We start from the raw sequence: 16,320 nt of genomic DNA, 5'->3' as shown, positions 1-16,320 counted from the left end.
CGTCCTCCGCTCTTTATAAGGTTAGAAACTCTGCAACTGGTCCTAATACTAATACCGGGAAGAATGTTAGTGCGCCAACGATACAAATTGTGCCGACAAAAATCCCGCCAAATAAACCGTTATCAGTTCTGAATGTTCCGACTGTTTCAGGTACTAATGTTTTCTCTTTTAAAGAAGCTACAACTGCAAGCATTGTCACTAATCCAAAGAACCTTCCTAAATACATCACAAGCCCAGTTGAAATATTCCAAAATGGTGTATTATCTCCTAATCCTTCAAAACCAGAACCGTTATTTGCTGCTGATGAAGTAAATTCATAAATGACTTGTGTAATCCCGTGGAACCCGCTATTTGAAATCGCATCTGTTCCTAAACTTGTCGATAATGCCACAGCTGTTCCACCAAGAATTAATAACGGCTGGAATAACAATGTAACTGCAATTAACTTCATTTCTTTTCCTTCTAGTTTCTTCCCTAAAAATTCAGGTGTACGACCGACCATTAAACCTGAAATAAAGACCGCAATCATTGCGTACATCATGACGTTAATAAATCCTGCTCCAACACCACCAAATACTGTATTCAGTAACATATTTACGAGCGGAACCATACCTCCAATTGGAGTAAATGCGTCATGCATTGAGTTAACTCCACCTGTCTCAGAGGCAGTTGTCACTGTCGCAAATAATGCTGTCATCACTGAGCCAAGGCGAACTTCTTTTCCCTCCATATTACCTTGCTCTGCATCAATACCTAAATTGTTTAACACTGGATTTCCTTGTAATTCAGCTGTTGTAACAGTTCCAAATCCGATTACAAATAACATCATCATAGAAACAAATAAGATTCGCCCTTGCTTTTTATTCCCAATTATTCTTCCATATGTGAACGGAAGTGCAGTTGTAATAAGCATCATTAACATCATTTGTAATACATTAGTAATTGCTGTTGGATTTTCAAATGGGTGTGCTGAGTTTACCCCGAAAAATCCACCGCCGTTATTTCCAAGCATTTTAATTGATTCTAATGCCGCAACAGGTCCAAGCGGGATTGTTTGTTTCACTCCTTCTAACGTTGTTGCTACTGCACTTTCAGAAAATGTTTGCGGAACACCTTGTGCGACAAAGATAAGTGCCATAACAAACGAAATTGGCATTAATACACGAATAATTGCCCTAACGAAATCAACGAAGAAATTTCCAAGCTCTTTCCCTGCTAGACCGCGAATAAAGGCAATTGCTAATGCTAATGTCGTTGCTGGTGCGACGAACATCATAAATGTAATTCCGATCATTTGTGATAAATACGATAAACCACTTTCACCGCTATAATGCTGTAAGTTTGTATTTGTCATAAAACTAATTGCCGTATTAAATGCAAGTGTTGGCTCCATCCCTGCAATCTTACTTGGATTTAACGGAAGCACTCCTTGTAAACGAAACACCCCATATACAAAAAGAATCATAAAACCATTTGTTACAAGCATCGACAGTGCGTATAATTTCCATGACTGACTATGTGGCTTTATACCACCTATTTTAAAAATCAATCTCTCAACTGGTCCAAATACTTTATCTAACTTCGTACTACCTTGAAATGCTTTCTCTAAATAGACACCCATCGGTTTTGCTAGTAGCACAAACAATACTATTGTTATAATAGCTGAAGCCCATATCATATCCTTCTTCTCCTCCTACTTAAAACTTCTCTGGATTTAATAATGCGTAAACTAAATACCCTGTAATTAATAACACAACAACCGAAAGTATCATCGTCATTTTGATTTTCCTTCTTTCGTAACTTTATCCGACCATTTAGCTAGCCCGATCATCGATGATACGAGTAAAATACAGACCCCAATTAGAACTATATCTAGCATATCCATCCCTCACTAACTGTTAAATTTTACCATTAAATAACTAAAAAAGAACACTGAGGGTTACTCAGTGTTCAAAAATGAACAACACAAAAGTGAACCTCCTCTCTAAACACTTACGAGGTTAGCTGTCGGATTCGGGCCTAAAGAGTAGCCCTACTTTCATAAGAAAGATTCACCCCAAGTGACGATGCACAAATTGGTTCCCCCGCTCCATTTCTGGACTCAGCGATTTTAGGTTGTTTTTGGAAAATTTTATAAATGATTTATGAATGTAAATATACTCCTCTAAAATTAACTTGTAAAGAGGTAAAATGACTAAAATATGAAATTTTAAGACCTGTAAAGCGCTTACAATAAGGACAAATGATTCTTTATCATCTTTTTTCTTTTATTTTCTCTGTTTTTCATCCTATCTAAATCTTTTTTAACATATTTGTGACCGCTCTGACGAAAAACTTTACTCTCCACATGATCCCTTTTATACATGTTCGTATTTTTTCTTATGCATAAAAAAAGGAAATCCCAATACGTGGGATTTCCTTTTCAACTCCTACTCTCAATTATAAAAAAGAACGTAAATTACGACCTCTCACACATACTTGCACTAATTCTGTATGCTGCTTCTCATATTCAATAATGTCACACTCTAAATATAAACGCATATCTGTATGCTGTACAACTACATATGGCTTTGGAAAAGACGGATCACATTCTATCAATTCATATAATCGATTTAATGATAGCGCCCATCTTTTTGTTAAATCATGAAAAAATAATACTTTCATTGCTTCTTTCATACGTGCTTTCTCCGTCCTTACTCTAAAGTCAAAAACGAAATATTATCACAAGTTGTAAACACAACTAGCTTCACCCCAATTGTTTCATAAAGGTGTTTCGGATAATTTTTATTTCGTGTGACAAGTGTAATTGGCGCATAAAAAGAACTACGAATGCGTTCTGTAAAGAAGCTAATGACAGATAACTCGTCTCCTAACAAAATTGCTTTTTTAATACCTTTGCATATTTTCACAATTATCTTTGGATCATGGGGGCAGCAATATGCTTGCTGAAAACCACACGCTTTCACTTCGCTTGTGATATATTCATTTGCTGCAAAAATAATGAGTTTACTTTGAAAAGGAACTAAATCTTGTAAACTCTTTACTTTTGCAGCTTCTCCTATACAAATGAGCGTATACTCTTTCTCTTCATCCATATATCCCATCCTCCTTAATATAAAAGAATTTTCCAAGTATAGCAGTACAATTCTTTTATATTAGTCGGATCTGTTAATTGCTATATTCACTTTACTCATCCTCTCCCAACACGCTTACGAGGTTAGCTGACGGATTCGGACCTTGAAAGTAGCCCTACTTTCATACGAAAGATTCACCCCAAATTGATTGGTTCCCCCGCCCCATTTTTGGGCTCAGCGTTCTTGAATATACATTTTAAATGGCATATTACTCCTGATTTTAGAAAAAGTAAACAAAAAAAGATCAACATTTCTGCTGATCTTTTTTTGAAAATACATATTTATACACGCTGTGATTGACGACCGTATGCAAAGTGATTCGTTGGGCCATGTCCACTTCCAATGTGTAACTCATCTTGAATTGCTATACTAATAAAATCTTTTGCCTCTTGTACGGCATCATGAGCTGTATACCCTTTCGCTAACGCCGCCGTTAATGCCGCTGCAAACGTACATCCACTTCCATGCGTTTGCTTTGAATCAATTCGTTCACTTCGATACTCGGTAAATATCTTACCATCAAATAATAAATCGACAACTTCGTTTCCTTGGTATGCCGCGTGACCACCTTTCATAACAACATATGTCACACCTAAATCGTATAATGCTTGTGCAGCTCTCTTACTATCTTCTAAATTATGAATCTCAATTCCTGTTAATACTTCTGCTTCTGGAACATTTGGTGTAATTACTGTTGCAAGCGGTAATAAATGCTCTTTTAATGCCGTAACTGCTTCTTGCTGCAATAATGATGCACCACCTTTCGCAATCATAACAGGATCTAGCACAATATTATTCCAATCAAATTTTTTAATATATTCTGCCACCACTTCAATAATTTCTGCACTAAATAACATTCCTAATTTCACTGCATCTGGTGTTAAATCTTCACCAATCGCACGTAACTGTTCTTTAATTCCTTCTGTTGCTACAGGATATACTCCGTGTACACCAAGCGTATTTTGCGCTGTAATCGCTGTAATTGCTGTCATACCATACACGCCCAGCTCCTGAAATGTTTTAATATCAGCCTGAATACCAGCTCCGCCGCCACTATCAGATCCTGCAATTGTTAACGCTTTATTTACTTTCATCCCATTCACCTTCTCTTTAACCAAAATAACGATGGTATATTGTTTTTGCTTCTACTATATCTTTTGTACCATGAACTAGGACACGTCCGTCTTGAAAAGCAACTAACCGTCTCTCATCGGCAGAAAACGATAATAAATAAGGATTCATGACAAAATCCTTCACACGCCCCTTTAATAACTCTTCATATAAAGAAAAATCAAGATCTTGAGGATGCGGCGGACGGATTTGCACCGTATCCCTTCCGCACAACACTGCTGCTTTAGACGTATTCTCTTTACGTAAATATGGATAAACTGCCCCTTCTCCGCACGAAGGACAAGGTTTTTGCTTCATCTTTTGAACGTCTATGCATGAATATTCATTTTTCCATACATCAAATGAAACTAATCCCTCTCTAAGAGCATCCGTATCTTCTACCAATAACTTCAATGTTTCCGTTACTTGATGCGTCGCAACAAACGATACAGCAGGCGAAATAATTCCTGCTGTATCACAAGTCGCTCCTCCAAGCGGTACAAACTGCAGTAAACAAGATAAACAAGGCGTCTTACCTGGTAAAATTGTGTAAGATAAACCGTAACTACCAACGCACGCTCCATACACCCAAGGAATTGAATACTTTTGCGAAATATCATTAATAATAAATCGCGTTTCAAAATTATCCGTTGCATCAACCATCACGTGAACATTATCTGCTATTTCTTCTAGTTCTTCTGCTGTTACATCTTGTATATATGATTCTACAACCACTTCGCTATTAATAGCTTGCAAACGCCGTTTTGCCGCGACTGCTTTTGGAAGCTTGTTGTTCACATCATCTTCTGTATACAACTGCTGACGTTGTAAGTTGCTAAAGTCAACGTAATCTCTATCAACAATGGTTACTTTTCCAACACCGGCACGCACAAGCATTTCAGCACTTGCGCTTCCTAATGCGCCTGCACCAATAATGAGAACGTGCTTCTTTCCCATTTTCTGCTGTCCTTCTTCACCAATGTTTTGAAATAATACTTGGCGAGAATAACGACTATTCAAGAACACTCATTCCTTCTAATGGACTACTTGCAGTTGCATAGCGTTTTCTTGCAATGCGCCCTGCTTCAAATCCTAAACGCCCTGCTTCAATACCTAGCTTCATCGCTTTTGCCATCTTTACAGGGTCTTTAGCACCTGAAACAGCTGTATTTAATAACACACCGTCAGCTCCAAGTTCCATCGCAAGTGCAGCATCTGCTGGGCTACCAATTCCAGCATCAACAATAACAGGAATAGTAGATTGCTCAATAATAAAACGTAAGTTTACTGGATTTACAATACCAAGTCCTGATCCAATTGGTGATGCACCCGGCATAATCGCATGAACACCTAACTCTTGTAATTTACGGGCTAATACAACATCATCAGACGTATATGGCAATACGATAAATCCTTCTTCTAATAACATTTCGGATGCTTTTAACGTTTCGACTGGATCTGGTAATAGCGTTTTATCATCACCGATTACTTCTACTTTTACCATGTCACAAAGCCCCGACGCTTTTGCAAGCTTAGCAATACGAACTGCTTCTTCTGCATTTTTTGCCCCCGCTGTATTCGGTAATAGCGTATAATTTGTTACATCAATTTTCTCTAATAAATTAGGCTGATCTTCTTGGAAAATATCCATACGACGCACAGCAAACGTTAAAATTTCTGCTTCTGATACTTCAATTGCTTCTTTTTGCACATCAAAATCAGAAAACTTCCCTGTTCCTAATAAAAGTCTTGAGTTAAATGTAAATGGTCCAATTTTCAACATCATCAACCGCCTCCTACAAATGTCACAATTTCAATTTGATCACCATCAAATACAGATGTATCTTCATGGTCTTCTTTTTGTAAAATCTCTTGATTGCGCTCAATAATTACAATCTTTTTATCTAGCTTTAAATGAATAAGCAATGCTTCAACTGTCTTTACTTCATGAGGAACTGCTACATTTTTGCCGTTAATTTTTATATTCAAATTCCCATCTCCTTATGAAATTGGATTCAAAAGTAGTGTATCTAACAAACTATTTTCTTGCTTACCTTCAATCAAATTAGCCATATACTCTCCTGAAACGGGGCTTAATAAAATCCCATTTCGATAATGACCTGTACATGCATATAACCCTGCAATCTCTTTGCTCATTCCGATATATGGCATATGATGATTAGATTGTGGTCTTAAACCTGCCCACGCCGTTTCCCATTCAGCCTCTTTTAACGCCGGCAATATGTGATATGCACGCTCCAAAATCGTTGTAATACTTTCAGGACGCACCGCTTTGTTATACGTATGCGGTATCATAGATGCTCCAATGACATAGCGGTTCCCACGCTTTGGCGCAATATAAAACCGCTCTTGAAAGATTGGCGCTGTTAATAATAGCTTCCTACTTCGTACCGCAACAACTTCACCCTTTACTGGATACGTACCAAAACTTTCATCAAAATATTGTAATAGTTTCGTACTCCACGATCCATTTGCAATGACAACCTTTTCCGTAATCATTTCTCCTTCAGTCGTTACAATACCTCGTACATGACTATTTTCAATGCGAATATGTAGCACTTCCGTTTCTTCGTATATATCCGCACCACTTATAGAAGCTGAACTTGCAAATGCTTCCGTCAAATCAGGAGCAATTACATGACCGTCTTTCGGATGATAAACAGCGCCAATAATAGAATGAGATAAATAAGGTTCTCTTCGCTGTAACTCTTCTCTACATAAGAAATGAGATTCTTCTCCCGTTTTCGTTTGCCATTTCATAATATCCAGCAATCTCTGTTTCTCTTCTTCTGTATGAGCAACACGATAGATTCCTTTTTCCTCATAACCAATATCAATACCTGTCTTTTCCCGTAGCTGCTCGGCCAGTTTTGGAAACATCATACGGCTCTTTTTCGCCAGCTCAAAAAGTGGATCATATTCATCCCACTCTGCTTGCACGCCAAGTAATCCAGCTGCCGCCTTAGAAGCTTCTGATGCAATTTTCTTTTTTTCTATAACTGCAACTTTATAGTTTCGTTCTGCTAAAAAATGTGCGATTGCACTTCCAATTACGCCGCCGCCAATAATGACAACATCATATACTTTTCCCATGACTTCTCGCCCACTTTCCCATCATTTCCTTATATAAGTGTGCTTCTTCATATGGCATTTCTTTCCCTAAAATTCCAGACATAACTGCAATACCAGTTGCACCTGCTTGCATGACCGCTTCCGCATTATATGGTGTGATTCCTCCTATCGCCGTAACTGGAATCGTTGTATGTTCTACTATGCTTGAAAATTCCTTTAGCCCCCTTGGAGGAACACCTTTTTTCGAGTTTGTTTGAAAGATGTGACCATATACGAGAGAATCCGCGCCGCTTTGAAATGCAGTAATTGCTTCTTCTAAAGAGTGAACAGAATAGCCAACATGCAAGTAAGAAAACTTTTCTTTCACAGCCTGAATTGATGCACTTCTATATCCAAGCTGGACACGTGGAATATGAAATAAGCTTGCAATATCAACCCGATCATTCATGACAAGTTTAGAAACAGGAAAGCCACTTGTTAAAAGAAATTCTACACCTTCGTATAATTCTTTCGTGTTTTTTTCCCGTTCACGAATATGCAAATAATCAATCTCACTCTCTATTTGCAGCGCGGCAGTTGTTAATTGCTGAAATGTCATCTTTCCATTCGAAATGACGTGAAGTTCTTTCCTCATAATTCCTCGCCTACTTTATAATATTTTCGAATAACGTATCGGCCGGAACAGTCTCTTCTATCATCCCTTTTTCTTTCAGCCACTTCGTTTGTGTTTCCCATGACTCCTTCGAATCTGATAAGAACGGCTCATCTTCTGTTTCCATCTTTTCTAATAAAATATCCATACTCTCTTTTTCAACTTCTGGAATTAACGGGAAGTTTTCTTTCTCTTGGTTTTCTAATAAAATATCAAGTGCTTCATCCGGATTTTCCTTCATGAAATTAAATCCTTTTTTTGCACCTCGTAAAAATGCTTGCAATGTTTCTTTATCTTTCTTTAATGTTTTCTCACCTGTTACGAAGACAAGCTCATGATAATTTGGTACCCCATAGTCTGCTGGGTTAAAGTATGCTGGATCATGACCTTCATGACGCATAACAGGAACTTCATGATTAATGTAAGCACCTGTTACAGCATCTACTTTTTCTGTAATTAACGCTGGTACTAAATCAAATCCAACATCCATTACTTTTACTTTATCTGGATTTCCACCATCTTCTTTCACCATCGTTTTTAAATACTCTTCACTTAATAATGTTCCAGAGTATCCAACTGTTTTTCCTTCTAAATCTTTCGGCGACTGAATACCAGCTGACTTTAATGAAATAATATGGTTCAGCGGTGAACGAACAACAGCTCCAATTGATTTTACTGGAATTTGTTCTTTCGCTTTTGCGATTACAACGTCAGGTTGATAATAAAGACCTACTGTTACTTTCCCTGCTGCAGCTAACGTTAATGGATCTGTCGGGTTAGAAGGGAATTTAATATTGACTTTCACACCCTCTTCTTCAAAGTATCCTTTTTCAATCGCTGCATAAATAAAGCTGTGTACAGCGTTTGGATACCAATCAAGCATCACTGTTACTTCTTTCATTTCCTTTTTTTCAGTAGCTGTATTGCTAGAACACCCAGCTATCATCGCAAGTAATAAAGTAAACACTAAAACGCGTTTCAAAAACTTCATGAATGTTTCCCCCAACTAATAAACTTTTTCTCTAACATTGATACGAGTAATACGAAGAAAATTGCAACGATGGATAGCAGTACAATTGGTGCAAATACACCGGCTCCATCTAATTGCGTCATCATTCGTTTACTAAAATAGCCAAGCCCTGCTTGTGCCCCAAGCCATTCCCCAATTGCCGCTCCAATTACACTAAGCGGGACAGCAATCTTTAGAGCAGAAAAGAAATAGGGAAGTGCAGATGGCAACTTTAACTTTAAAAATGTATCTTTTTTCGTTGCGCCATAGGTAGCTAACAACTCTTCCCATTCCTTTTTTGTACTACGCAGCCCATCATATGTGTTCACAGCGATTGGAAAGAACGTAATTAATACAGTAACCGTTACTTTACTCCAAATAGAATAGCCAAACCATAAAACAAACAAAGGTGCAATCGCTGTTGTTGGAATTGTTTGTGAAGCGACTAATAACGGATAAAAGGCTCTCTCTATCCAGCTATGTGCATTCATTAACATCGCCAGTCCAACACCTAATACAATGGAAATTACAAGTCCAATAAGTACAACATATAACGTTGCGGGTAAATGAACAGTTAGTAATATATCGCGCAAATCCCACATTTTTTGAACAATGGCACTTGGTGACGGTAAAATATACATCTCATCCACAATGCGTGCACCAATCTCCCAGCCAATAAGTAGTACACTGCTCAAAATAAGTGCGGGTAATAAGTTTTTTATACGCTTCATACGAGCACCTGTTTTTGCAACATACTAAGCAAATCCTCTTTTAAAGCTAGCACTTCCGGTCTGTTTAAATCTTTTCGTGTTCGGTTCAGACTAAGAGGTACAGTGCGCTCTGTTAACGTTGTAATTGGTTGGTCTTCCACAACGAAAATCCGATTCGAAAGATAAATCGCTTCTTCAACATCATGTGTAATAAAGACAATCGTTTTCTTTAATAGCTTCCACTGCTCAAATAACCATTCTTGGAGCGTCGCTTTCGTTAATGCATCTAACGCACTAAACGGTTCATCTAATAAGAAAATATCCCCACCTGTTAATAACGTGCGAATAAATGAGACACGTTGACGCATACCTCCTGATAAATCTTTCGGATACTTTTTCTCATAATCTTGTAATCCAAACTTGATTAACAGTTCGCTCGCTTGTAACTGCGCCTCTTTTTTTTTAACTCCTTGGCACTCTAGCGGAAGTGCTGCATTTTCGATAATCGTTCGCCATGGCAGGAGCATATCTTTTTGCGGCATATAACCAACTGCAGTCGCTTTTGTACTTGCTTGTTCTATCGTTCCAGCTGTTGGTTGTTCTAATCCTGCAATTAAACGGAATAGCGTACTTTTTCCGCAGCCACTTGGTCCAATAATACTAACAAACTCATTTTCTTGTATGAACATATTTAAGTGATTGATGACTGACTTTTCATCATAATAAAACGAAACATTATGAAATTGTAGTATGTTCTGACTCCTCAAATCCCCACATCTCCTTGTGATAAGCCATATCCCAGAATAAATATTCAAAACGGCTAGAATATAAGAAGATTTCCTCTAAACGTTTTAATTCTTCTTCTGTTTTTCCAATTGCAAGCTCATTTAATAAATCCATTAACCAAACGCATAACTCTCCATATTCTACTGAGCTATACCCTTGAATCCACTCTCCGAAAAATTCATGCTCAGCAGCTCCTGGAATATCATTTAAACGTTTTCCAATTTCCCAATAACTCCACATACAAGGGAGAAGCGCTGCAATTAACTCTGCCAATGTACCATTTTGCGCTACAGACATCATGTAATTTGTATAGGCAAGGTTTTTCGCTGATGGTTTTGCTTGTTCCATTTCTTCAAGAGAAATGCCAAGGCGTGCTGCATATTGTCTATGAATAGCCATTTCCCCATTTAAAATTCCATCGATTTGTTCTGCGAATTTCCCCATAACTTTTGGATTTGTTGCTTTCACGACACCAATTGCATAGATTTTTGCATAATCTAGTAAATATAAATAATCTTGCACAATGTAATATTGAAACCTATCTTTTTCTAATGTCCCATCTCCCATTCCTGTCACAAACGGATGATTATGGCTCTTCTCCCAAACTGGTTGCACCGTTTCAAATAATCGTTCACAAAATGTCATCTTTACTACCCCTTTTCTTATATCTTTTTATACAAATAAAAGACCACTTCTCGATAAGAAGTGGTCACAGCAAACAAATAGTTATTCGTTGTTTCCACTTCCCTACGCTAGTATCACCTAGATCAGGTTATAAGGGTTAAGGTTTCTACCTCTCTCAGCTTTCGCACCCCTAGTGGTGTTTTATTTAATTGTGAACAAAAAATCCCCGTCTCTTTACATAAAGAAACGGGGATAGTATATACATGTATCCAAATCGCTTCCCTACGCTAGTATCATCTAGATCAGGTTATAAGGGTCAAAGATTCTATCTTCCTCTCAGCTAGTAACACTAGCCCCCCTAGCACTATATTCATTTCACATAGCCAGTATACCACCCAACTCTGTTATCAGCAACTCTTTTCATTCATAAACTTCAGAAAAAATATTATTTTAACAAAACAAAAAACATAAATGTTATTTCAACTTACTGTGATAACATACAAATAATTCAGATAATATTGAATTCTCTCTTTCCCTTTTCATAAAACGCTTTCATCTGCTATCCTTTTATTATATAACTTTATTTTTTAAAAAAATCATTCAAGTATATAGTAAAACTTTTCATTTCCACCATCACATTCTAATCACTACAGACTACTATTCTTTTTAATCAAGATTTTACTATTTAAAACTGACCATATTCTCTACATAAAATAAAACTTCAATCCATGGGAGTTTCCTTTACTTCCAACTGATCATCAGCTTATTAATACGAAATAAAATTTTCCTAAATCTTAATTAAATTATTTTATATGTTGAAAATCCAAAAGAATATAAAGAAAACTAAATATTTTTATATTATAATTGCAATATACAGGATATTGCACAAGGAGGATTATAAAATGAAATTCAAAGCTACATCATTAACAGCCGCTGTTACTGTGGCTTCTCTGCTTCCCTCTGCCGCAGAAACAGATGTTCAAACAGCACATGCTGAACAAAAACAAGAATCAGAAATTGGATATGTGAAAACAGATACACTACAAATATTTTCAACACCTAAAGAAACGGCTGAGCCTACAGGTAACATTTCTTTTAACACACCTGTTACCATTCTGGAGATGACTGAAAAATGGTATAAAATTTATGCTGAAAACAAAACAGGATATGTCAAAAAAGAAGGGATTTCTTTTCAAAAACAAACAAGTAATCCTGCTCAACATATTGTAAAAGTGGATGCACTAAATATCCGCACTGAACCAAACATGGAATCTGACATTCTTGATGTATTAACGAATGGAAAGTTTGTTGTTGTAGAGGAAGAACAAGGCGATTGGTATAAAATTTTACATAATGGTACTCACGGATATGTCAAAAAAGAATTTCTAGCTGATGCTTCAAAACCACTTGTCAAAAATAACGTTATATCAAATGGCTCTTATTACGTTGCTACTCCAACTCTCCGCGTACGTAGTGGTGCTGGTACAAATACTGCAGCAATTGGCTCTTTACAAAACGGTACACAAATACAAGTTGTAGGTACTGTTGGAACTTGGTATAAAATACGCTATAAATCTGGCTATGGATATGTAGCAAAACACTATATTATCCAAAAACAACAACAGCAAACTCAACAAACAAAACCAGCCATCCCAGCTGTATTTAAGTTCCCAGCTCAAGGAAAAATCAGTTCGAATTTTGATGTACGCTGGGGGGAAATGCATTATGGATTAGATATTGCTGCATCAGGGACTGTACCTATTCGCGCAGCTGCATCAGGGACTGTTGTAAAGTCATATTACTCTCAAAGCTACGGAAATGTGGTCTTTCTTTCTCACACAATTCAAGGAAAGCTATATACTACCGTTTATGCTCATATGAGCGATCGTGCTGTAAATGTTGGTGATACAGTAGCATCAGGACAATTTCTTGGAAACATGGGTAATACCGGACACTCTTACGGCCAACACTTACACTTTGAATTACATAATGGAGAATGGAACTATGCCAAAACAAATGCGGTAGATCCTCTTCCTTACTTAATTAGGTGATAACATATGCAACGAAATATACCTTTATTTATTGAATGTATAGCATTCGTGTGTCTTATTGGTTGTTTAATTTTGTATAACACAAACACCGTATTTTTAAGTATTGTTATTACGTTTGTGACATTTGAAATTATGATGGAAGCATTTCAAATCCGCTTAAAGCGACATATCTCACATATTTATACTGCACTGTTTATAACAAGCGGACTAATAACAAATCTTTTAGCTAACGGTTTCCATTTAACATCTATTTTTCCTGTTTTTTTCATGGCTGTTTTACTTATTGTATCTCAATATATATATGTACCAGAGTATCGTAAAGAACAATATTATAACGTAGCAAAAGAGGGATAATCTTGCAACAATTCTTAAAAAAAGATAGTATAACCAATTTCGTGTTAAGTTTATATGGGAAAGCAAATGTCTTTTTTGGTGTTGAAAATAATAACAAAAGCCAACTTATCTTGTATGGCATGTTATTTTTAATTATTATTTCTTTTTTTATTTACTACTAAGAACGCCTTTCACAAAAGAGTAAATTTCTTAAATATGCAAAACAAAAGGAGCGTCACATAGTCAAGATGACTAATGGGACAGCTCCTTTCGTTTTAAAATTATGTTCACATGGAATATTAGAAAAAATAAATCTCTGTTATTTTATCCACATGCATACCTTTCATAAATCACACTTAAATTATATTTTTTCTCTAAGCTCATACGCTGTTCTTCATCACACCAGTAAAATAGGATATCATGAATCGTTGCATAGCGCTTGTTTTTTAAAAATTGCTTAATAAAAGAAGGTAAACAATCATGTAACTGAATGAATATATAATTCCGTAATATCTCTTCCTTATAGTCAATCCCTTTACAAATGTACAGCAGTTCTTCACAGTAATGTGCGTGCTGTGGAACTTGAATCATTTCAAAGAATGGTATATAAGACAATAGTTTACCTATAAAGTGTTCATATTTTTTCATAAAGGAACATGACATATGTTCCATCATTTCTTTCATCACAAATAAATAGTCATCAACATGTGTTGTTTGTAAAGGATTTAATCCATCCGAAATTTGGGCAATAACTGCTCTTTGGCAAGCGATAACAGAACGACTAGGTCCATAATATGTAAGAAAATCTGTACATTTCCGATACTTCTTTAGTAAATCTAATATATATAAATCATAAACATATTTATTACAATAGATTGCTAAGCTCATAATATCTGAATCTAATTGTTCCCTTGTTAATGATTTAGCCTGCTTACAAAGAAAGAAAAACATAAATTCCATCATTTCTTTCTGTGAAAGTAGTTCTCCATATTGTTCCACGCATTCTTCATCAAACTTTATCTTTTCCCAGATGGCAACATCAATCTCTTCTAACTTTCCAATTTTATATTTTACAATTAAATAATTCCAGGCAACAACTTTTGTAATGACATCCCACGTTTCATACTGTAAAGACGTTTTTACAAATTCATATAACCCTTGATTCATCATAAATATATTGGCTTCTGTATACCAGCCAATTTCCTGACATAAACGAACAATACGAACTAAAGTAGACAGTTCATCTTTATGGAATTTAGATAAACTATTTACCTTATCCATTCCATATACTATAAATGAAGCTAAGTTTTCTTCCTTATAAAATTCTTTTTCTTTCCAAGTTAATACAACTCTCTGTTTCCCTTCACCTTTTGGACGCTCCGGCGTAAGTAGAGAAAGTAAATCAGTAAAGTTTTGCGGCTCGTTAAATACATTTGTAACTAAATCCCATTTCGGCTCAGTTTGCACAAAACTCATACTATTCCCTCCCATTCTCTATAACCTTTGTAAAAATACGAAAGTTTTATACTTTTTATATCGATATATTCAAAATAACATATAAACTATACTTCTTAGTATACCATTTTTTTACCTGTCTCTATGCTTGTTAACAAAAAATTAAAAAGTTATTTACGAAAAAGAACGGAATACATTATTCCGTTCCGCTATGTGTATGTTCTGATATTTCACTTAAAGCAACTCCAGCTTCATGATCCGCTTGTTGAGTAGTAGCTAAATCACCAAGTGATATCATACCAACTAACTGACCATTTTCAACTACTGGTAACCTTCTAACTTGATGGTGAGCCATCAAATTTGCTGCTTTCTCAATAGAATCATGAGGTTCTACTGAAATGATATTTGTTGTCATGACATTTGTAATTTTATTAGAACCAGGATGCTTTTCAGCAATTCCTCTTATAACTAAATCTCGATCCGTCACAAGCCCGATGACTTCATTATTTTCAACAACAGGAATAACACCAGTAGATTCTTCTTTCATTTTCACTGCAGCTTCATACACATTATCTAATGCTGTACAGTATGCAATATCTGTACTCATTAAGTCTCGAACAGTTGTCATTCATATCACTCCTTATATACACACATAGCTTTTCCAACTTAAAACGAAGTTATCCAAGTTAAAATTTTCACCTATGACCTGATGACTATACGAGAAAGGAGATAATGATATGATAAAGTGAAACTTCAAATAGTGGTTTTTTCTTCGTCTCCACTACTTATTAGTTGAACAATCGGAATCAGGGCATTAATAGGGTATTAACCCTCTCCCAGCCCACAAATAGCGGAATAAATGGTAATTATACACGGAATACACATTGCAGTTAAACAGAGAATGTTTTACTTTATTAGATAAAAAAAAGAGTCAGCTCATTTGCTGACTCTTTTTTATGACCCGTACGGGATTCGAACCCGTGTTACCGCCGTGAAAGGGCGGTGTCTTAACCACTTGACCAACGGGCCGTGGCTCCGCAGGTAGGACTCGAACCTACGACCGATCGGTTAACAGCCGATAGCTCTACCACTGAGCTACTGTGGAATATTATGGTGGGCCTAAGTGGACTCGAACCACCGACCTCACGCTTATCAGGCGTGCGCTCTAACCAGCTGAGCTATAGGCCCATAAATCGAAATCAACAGGGGCAGTAGGAATCGAACCCACACCGGAGGTTTTGGAGACCTCTGTTCTACCGTTAAACTATGCCCCTATATGGTGCCGACTAGAGGACTTGAACCCCCAACCTACTGATTACAAGTCAGTTGCTCTACCAATTGAGCTAAGTCGGCATCATATGCG

19 protein-coding genes, 5 tRNA genes and 4 riboswitches are annotated in these 16,320 nt (G+C 36.6%); of the genes, 2 read left to right on the top strand and 22 right to left on the bottom strand.

What is annotated here, in order from left to right; translation table 11 throughout:
* Window positions 1–13: 13 nt before the first annotated feature.
* The 15 genes from kdpA to tenA all read right to left on the bottom strand — a co-directional run bounded on the left by kdpA (window position 14) and on the right by tenA (window position 11,139).
* Window positions 14–1,678 (bottom strand): potassium-transporting ATPase subunit KdpA, encoded by a 1,665-nt coding sequence (gene kdpA / locus BAMA_RS11915; protein WP_034639267.1) that lies wholly within the window; start codon window positions 1,676–1,678, stop codon window positions 14–16.
* A gap of 19 nt (window positions 1,679–1,697) precedes the next feature.
* Complete coding sequence (gene kdpF, locus BAMA_RS25625; RefSeq protein ID WP_420834702.1) at window positions 1,698–1,772, bottom strand: K(+)-transporting ATPase subunit F; 75 nt, start codon at window positions 1,770–1,772, stop codon at window positions 1,698–1,700.
* Window positions 1,773–1,774: 2 nt separating this feature from the next.
* Window positions 1,775–1,879 carry a hypothetical protein gene (locus BAMA_RS24525; protein ID WP_034639261.1) on the bottom strand — a complete coding sequence of 35 codons (105 nt, stop codon included), beginning with the start codon at window positions 1,877–1,879 and terminating at the stop codon, window positions 1,775–1,777.
* A 96-nt stretch (window positions 1,880–1,975) separates the two neighbouring features.
* Window positions 1,976–2,117, bottom strand: a riboswitch (cyclic di-AMP (ydaO/yuaA leader).
* Between the two features lie 322 nt (window positions 2,118–2,439).
* A complete protein-coding gene (locus BAMA_RS11900) occupies window positions 2,440–2,664 on the bottom strand; it encodes a hypothetical protein (RefSeq protein ID WP_034639564.1) in 225 nt (74 codons plus the stop codon).
* A gap of 29 nt (window positions 2,665–2,693) precedes the next feature.
* Entirely contained in the window at window positions 2,694–3,095 is a 402-nt protein-coding gene (locus tag BAMA_RS11895) for a hypothetical protein (RefSeq protein ID WP_034639260.1), read from the bottom strand.
* 95 nt (window positions 3,096–3,190) lie between these two features.
* Window positions 3,191–3,324, bottom strand: a riboswitch (cyclic di-AMP (ydaO/yuaA leader).
* 91 nt (window positions 3,325–3,415) lie between these two features.
* Window positions 3,416–4,228, bottom strand: coding sequence for a bifunctional hydroxymethylpyrimidine kinase/phosphomethylpyrimidine kinase (thiD, locus tag BAMA_RS11890; protein WP_034639257.1), 813 nt, complete (start codon window positions 4,226–4,228; stop codon window positions 3,416–3,418).
* Between the two features lie 16 nt (window positions 4,229–4,244).
* Window positions 4,245–5,264 carry a thiazole biosynthesis adenylyltransferase ThiF gene (locus BAMA_RS11885; protein WP_034639255.1) on the bottom strand — a complete coding sequence of 340 codons (1,020 nt, stop codon included), beginning with the start codon at window positions 5,262–5,264 and terminating at the stop codon, window positions 4,245–4,247.
* On the bottom strand, window positions 5,257–6,027 hold the full coding sequence (locus BAMA_RS11880) for a thiazole synthase (RefSeq protein WP_034639562.1): 771 nt from the start codon (window positions 6,025–6,027) through the stop codon (window positions 5,257–5,259). Before BAMA_RS11880 ends, BAMA_RS11885 begins: the two co-directional genes overlap by 8 nt.
* A 2-nt stretch (window positions 6,028–6,029) precedes the next feature.
* The gene (gene thiS, locus BAMA_RS11875) at window positions 6,030–6,233 is read right to left on the bottom strand and encodes a sulfur carrier protein ThiS (protein WP_034639254.1); all 204 of its coding nucleotides are present in this window, start codon (window positions 6,231–6,233) and stop codon (window positions 6,030–6,032) included.
* A 12-nt stretch (window positions 6,234–6,245) separates the two neighbouring features.
* Window positions 6,246–7,358, bottom strand: coding sequence for a glycine oxidase ThiO (gene thiO, locus BAMA_RS11870; protein ID WP_034639253.1), 1,113 nt, complete (start codon window positions 7,356–7,358; stop codon window positions 6,246–6,248).
* Window positions 7,342–7,971, bottom strand: coding sequence for a thiazole tautomerase TenI (tenI, locus tag BAMA_RS11865; protein WP_034639251.1), 630 nt, complete (start codon window positions 7,969–7,971; stop codon window positions 7,342–7,344). Before tenI ends, thiO begins: the two co-directional genes overlap by 17 nt.
* 10 nt (window positions 7,972–7,981) lie before the next feature.
* A complete protein-coding gene (locus tag BAMA_RS11860; protein ID WP_034639249.1) occupies window positions 7,982–8,980 on the bottom strand; it encodes an ABC transporter substrate-binding protein in 999 nt (332 codons plus the stop codon).
* On the bottom strand, window positions 8,977–9,729 hold the full coding sequence (locus BAMA_RS11855; RefSeq protein ID WP_034639247.1) for an ABC transporter permease: 753 nt from the start codon (window positions 9,727–9,729) through the stop codon (window positions 8,977–8,979). Before BAMA_RS11855 ends, BAMA_RS11860 begins: the two co-directional genes overlap by 4 nt.
* Complete coding sequence (locus BAMA_RS11850; protein ID WP_034639245.1) at window positions 9,726–10,475, bottom strand: ABC transporter ATP-binding protein; 750 nt, start codon at window positions 10,473–10,475, stop codon at window positions 9,726–9,728. Before BAMA_RS11850 ends, BAMA_RS11855 begins: the two co-directional genes overlap by 4 nt.
* Window positions 10,444–11,139 (bottom strand): thiaminase II, encoded by a 696-nt coding sequence (gene tenA, locus BAMA_RS11845; RefSeq protein WP_034639244.1) that lies wholly within the window; start codon window positions 11,137–11,139, stop codon window positions 10,444–10,446. Before tenA ends, BAMA_RS11850 begins: the two co-directional genes overlap by 32 nt.
* Before the next feature lie 82 nt (window positions 11,140–11,221).
* Window positions 11,222–11,320: riboswitch (TPP riboswitch) on the bottom strand.
* Between the two features lie 60 nt (window positions 11,321–11,380).
* A riboswitch (TPP riboswitch) is annotated at window positions 11,381–11,488 on the bottom strand.
* Between the two features lie 532 nt (window positions 11,489–12,020).
* On the opposite strand from tenA, the gene BAMA_RS11840 reads away from it, so the two are divergent.
* Window positions 12,021–13,169 carry an SH3 domain-containing protein gene (locus BAMA_RS11840; protein WP_034639243.1) on the top strand — a complete coding sequence of 383 codons (1,149 nt, stop codon included), beginning with the start codon at window positions 12,021–12,023 and terminating at the stop codon, window positions 13,167–13,169.
* 6 nt (window positions 13,170–13,175) lie between these two features.
* Window positions 13,176–13,523: a hypothetical protein gene (locus BAMA_RS11835; RefSeq protein ID WP_034639242.1), complete on the top strand. Its 348-nt coding sequence runs from the start codon at window positions 13,176–13,178 to the stop codon at window positions 13,521–13,523.
* A gap of 303 nt (window positions 13,524–13,826) precedes the next feature.
* Here the strand turns inward: BAMA_RS11835 and BAMA_RS11830 are convergent, their stop codons facing one another.
* From BAMA_RS11830 to BAMA_RS11800, 7 genes are all read right to left on the bottom strand, one after another.
* Entirely contained in the window at window positions 13,827–14,978 is a 1,152-nt protein-coding gene (locus BAMA_RS11830; protein WP_034639241.1) for a DUF3965 domain-containing protein, read from the bottom strand.
* A gap of 175 nt (window positions 14,979–15,153) precedes the next feature.
* Window positions 15,154–15,585 (bottom strand): CBS domain-containing protein, encoded by a 432-nt coding sequence (locus tag BAMA_RS11825; RefSeq protein ID WP_034639239.1) that lies wholly within the window; start codon window positions 15,583–15,585, stop codon window positions 15,154–15,156.
* Between the two features lie 329 nt (window positions 15,586–15,914).
* Window positions 15,915–15,986, bottom strand: a tRNA-Glu gene (locus BAMA_RS11820).
* A 1-nt stretch (window position 15,987) separates the two neighbouring features.
* Window positions 15,988–16,062: transfer RNA gene (locus BAMA_RS11815), tRNA-Asn, on the bottom strand.
* 6 nt (window positions 16,063–16,068) lie between these two features.
* Window positions 16,069–16,145: transfer RNA gene (locus tag BAMA_RS11810), tRNA-Ile, on the bottom strand.
* A 15-nt stretch (window positions 16,146–16,160) separates the two neighbouring features.
* Window positions 16,161–16,231 (bottom strand) — tRNA-Trp (locus BAMA_RS11805).
* Between the two features lie 3 nt (window positions 16,232–16,234).
* Window positions 16,235–16,310 (bottom strand) — tRNA-Thr (locus tag BAMA_RS11800).
* Between the last annotated feature and the right edge of the window lie 10 nt (window positions 16,311–16,320).

The organism is Bacillus manliponensis, from assembly GCF_000712595.1.
In the GTDB taxonomy this organism is placed as follows: domain Bacteria; phylum Bacillota; class Bacilli; order Bacillales; family Bacillaceae_G; genus Bacillus_A; species Bacillus_A manliponensis.
This window is presented reverse-complemented; position numbering and strand designations above follow the sequence as displayed.

Excerpts from the sequence above, each read along its gene's own strand:
- kdpA (WP_034639267.1), bottom strand. The coding sequence starts at position 1,678 with ATGATATGGGCTTCAGCTATTATAACAATAGTATTGTTTGTGCTACTA.
- BAMA_RS24525 (WP_034639261.1), bottom strand. The coding sequence starts at position 1,879 with ATGCTAGATATAGTTCTAATTGGGGTCTGTATTTTACTCGTATCATCG.
- BAMA_RS11900 (WP_034639564.1), bottom strand. The coding sequence starts at position 2,664 with ATGAAAGTATTATTTTTTCATGATTTAACAAAAAGATGGGCGCTATCA.
- BAMA_RS11895 (WP_034639260.1), bottom strand. The coding sequence starts at position 3,095 with ATGGATGAAGAGAAAGAGTATACGCTCATTTGTATAGGAGAAGCTGCA.
- thiD (WP_034639257.1), bottom strand. The coding sequence starts at position 4,228 with ATGAAAGTAAATAAAGCGTTAACAATTGCAGGATCTGATAGTGGCGGC.
- BAMA_RS11880 (WP_034639562.1), bottom strand. The coding sequence starts at position 6,027 with ATGTTGAAAATTGGACCATTTACATTTAACTCAAGACTTTTATTAGGA.
- thiO (WP_034639253.1), bottom strand. The coding sequence starts at position 7,358 with ATGGGAAAAGTATATGATGTTGTCATTATTGGCGGCGGCGTAATTGGA.
- tenI (WP_034639251.1), bottom strand. The coding sequence starts at position 7,971 with ATGAGGAAAGAACTTCACGTCATTTCGAATGGAAAGATGACATTTCAG.
- BAMA_RS11860 (WP_034639249.1), bottom strand. The coding sequence starts at position 8,980 with ATGAAGTTTTTGAAACGCGTTTTAGTGTTTACTTTATTACTTGCGATG.
- BAMA_RS11855 (WP_034639247.1), bottom strand. The coding sequence starts at position 9,729 with ATGAAGCGTATAAAAAACTTATTACCCGCACTTATTTTGAGCAGTGTA.
- tenA (WP_034639244.1), bottom strand. The coding sequence starts at position 11,139 with ATGACATTTTGTGAACGATTATTTGAAACGGTGCAACCAGTTTGGGAG.
- BAMA_RS11840 (WP_034639243.1), top strand. The coding sequence starts at position 12,021 with ATGAAATTCAAAGCTACATCATTAACAGCCGCTGTTACTGTGGCTTCT.
- BAMA_RS11835 (WP_034639242.1), top strand. The coding sequence starts at position 13,176 with ATGCAACGAAATATACCTTTATTTATTGAATGTATAGCATTCGTGTGT.
- BAMA_RS11830 (WP_034639241.1), bottom strand. The coding sequence starts at position 14,978 with ATGAGTTTTGTGCAAACTGAGCCGAAATGGGATTTAGTTACAAATGTA.
- BAMA_RS11825 (WP_034639239.1), bottom strand. The coding sequence starts at position 15,585 with ATGACAACTGTTCGAGACTTAATGAGTACAGATATTGCATACTGTACA.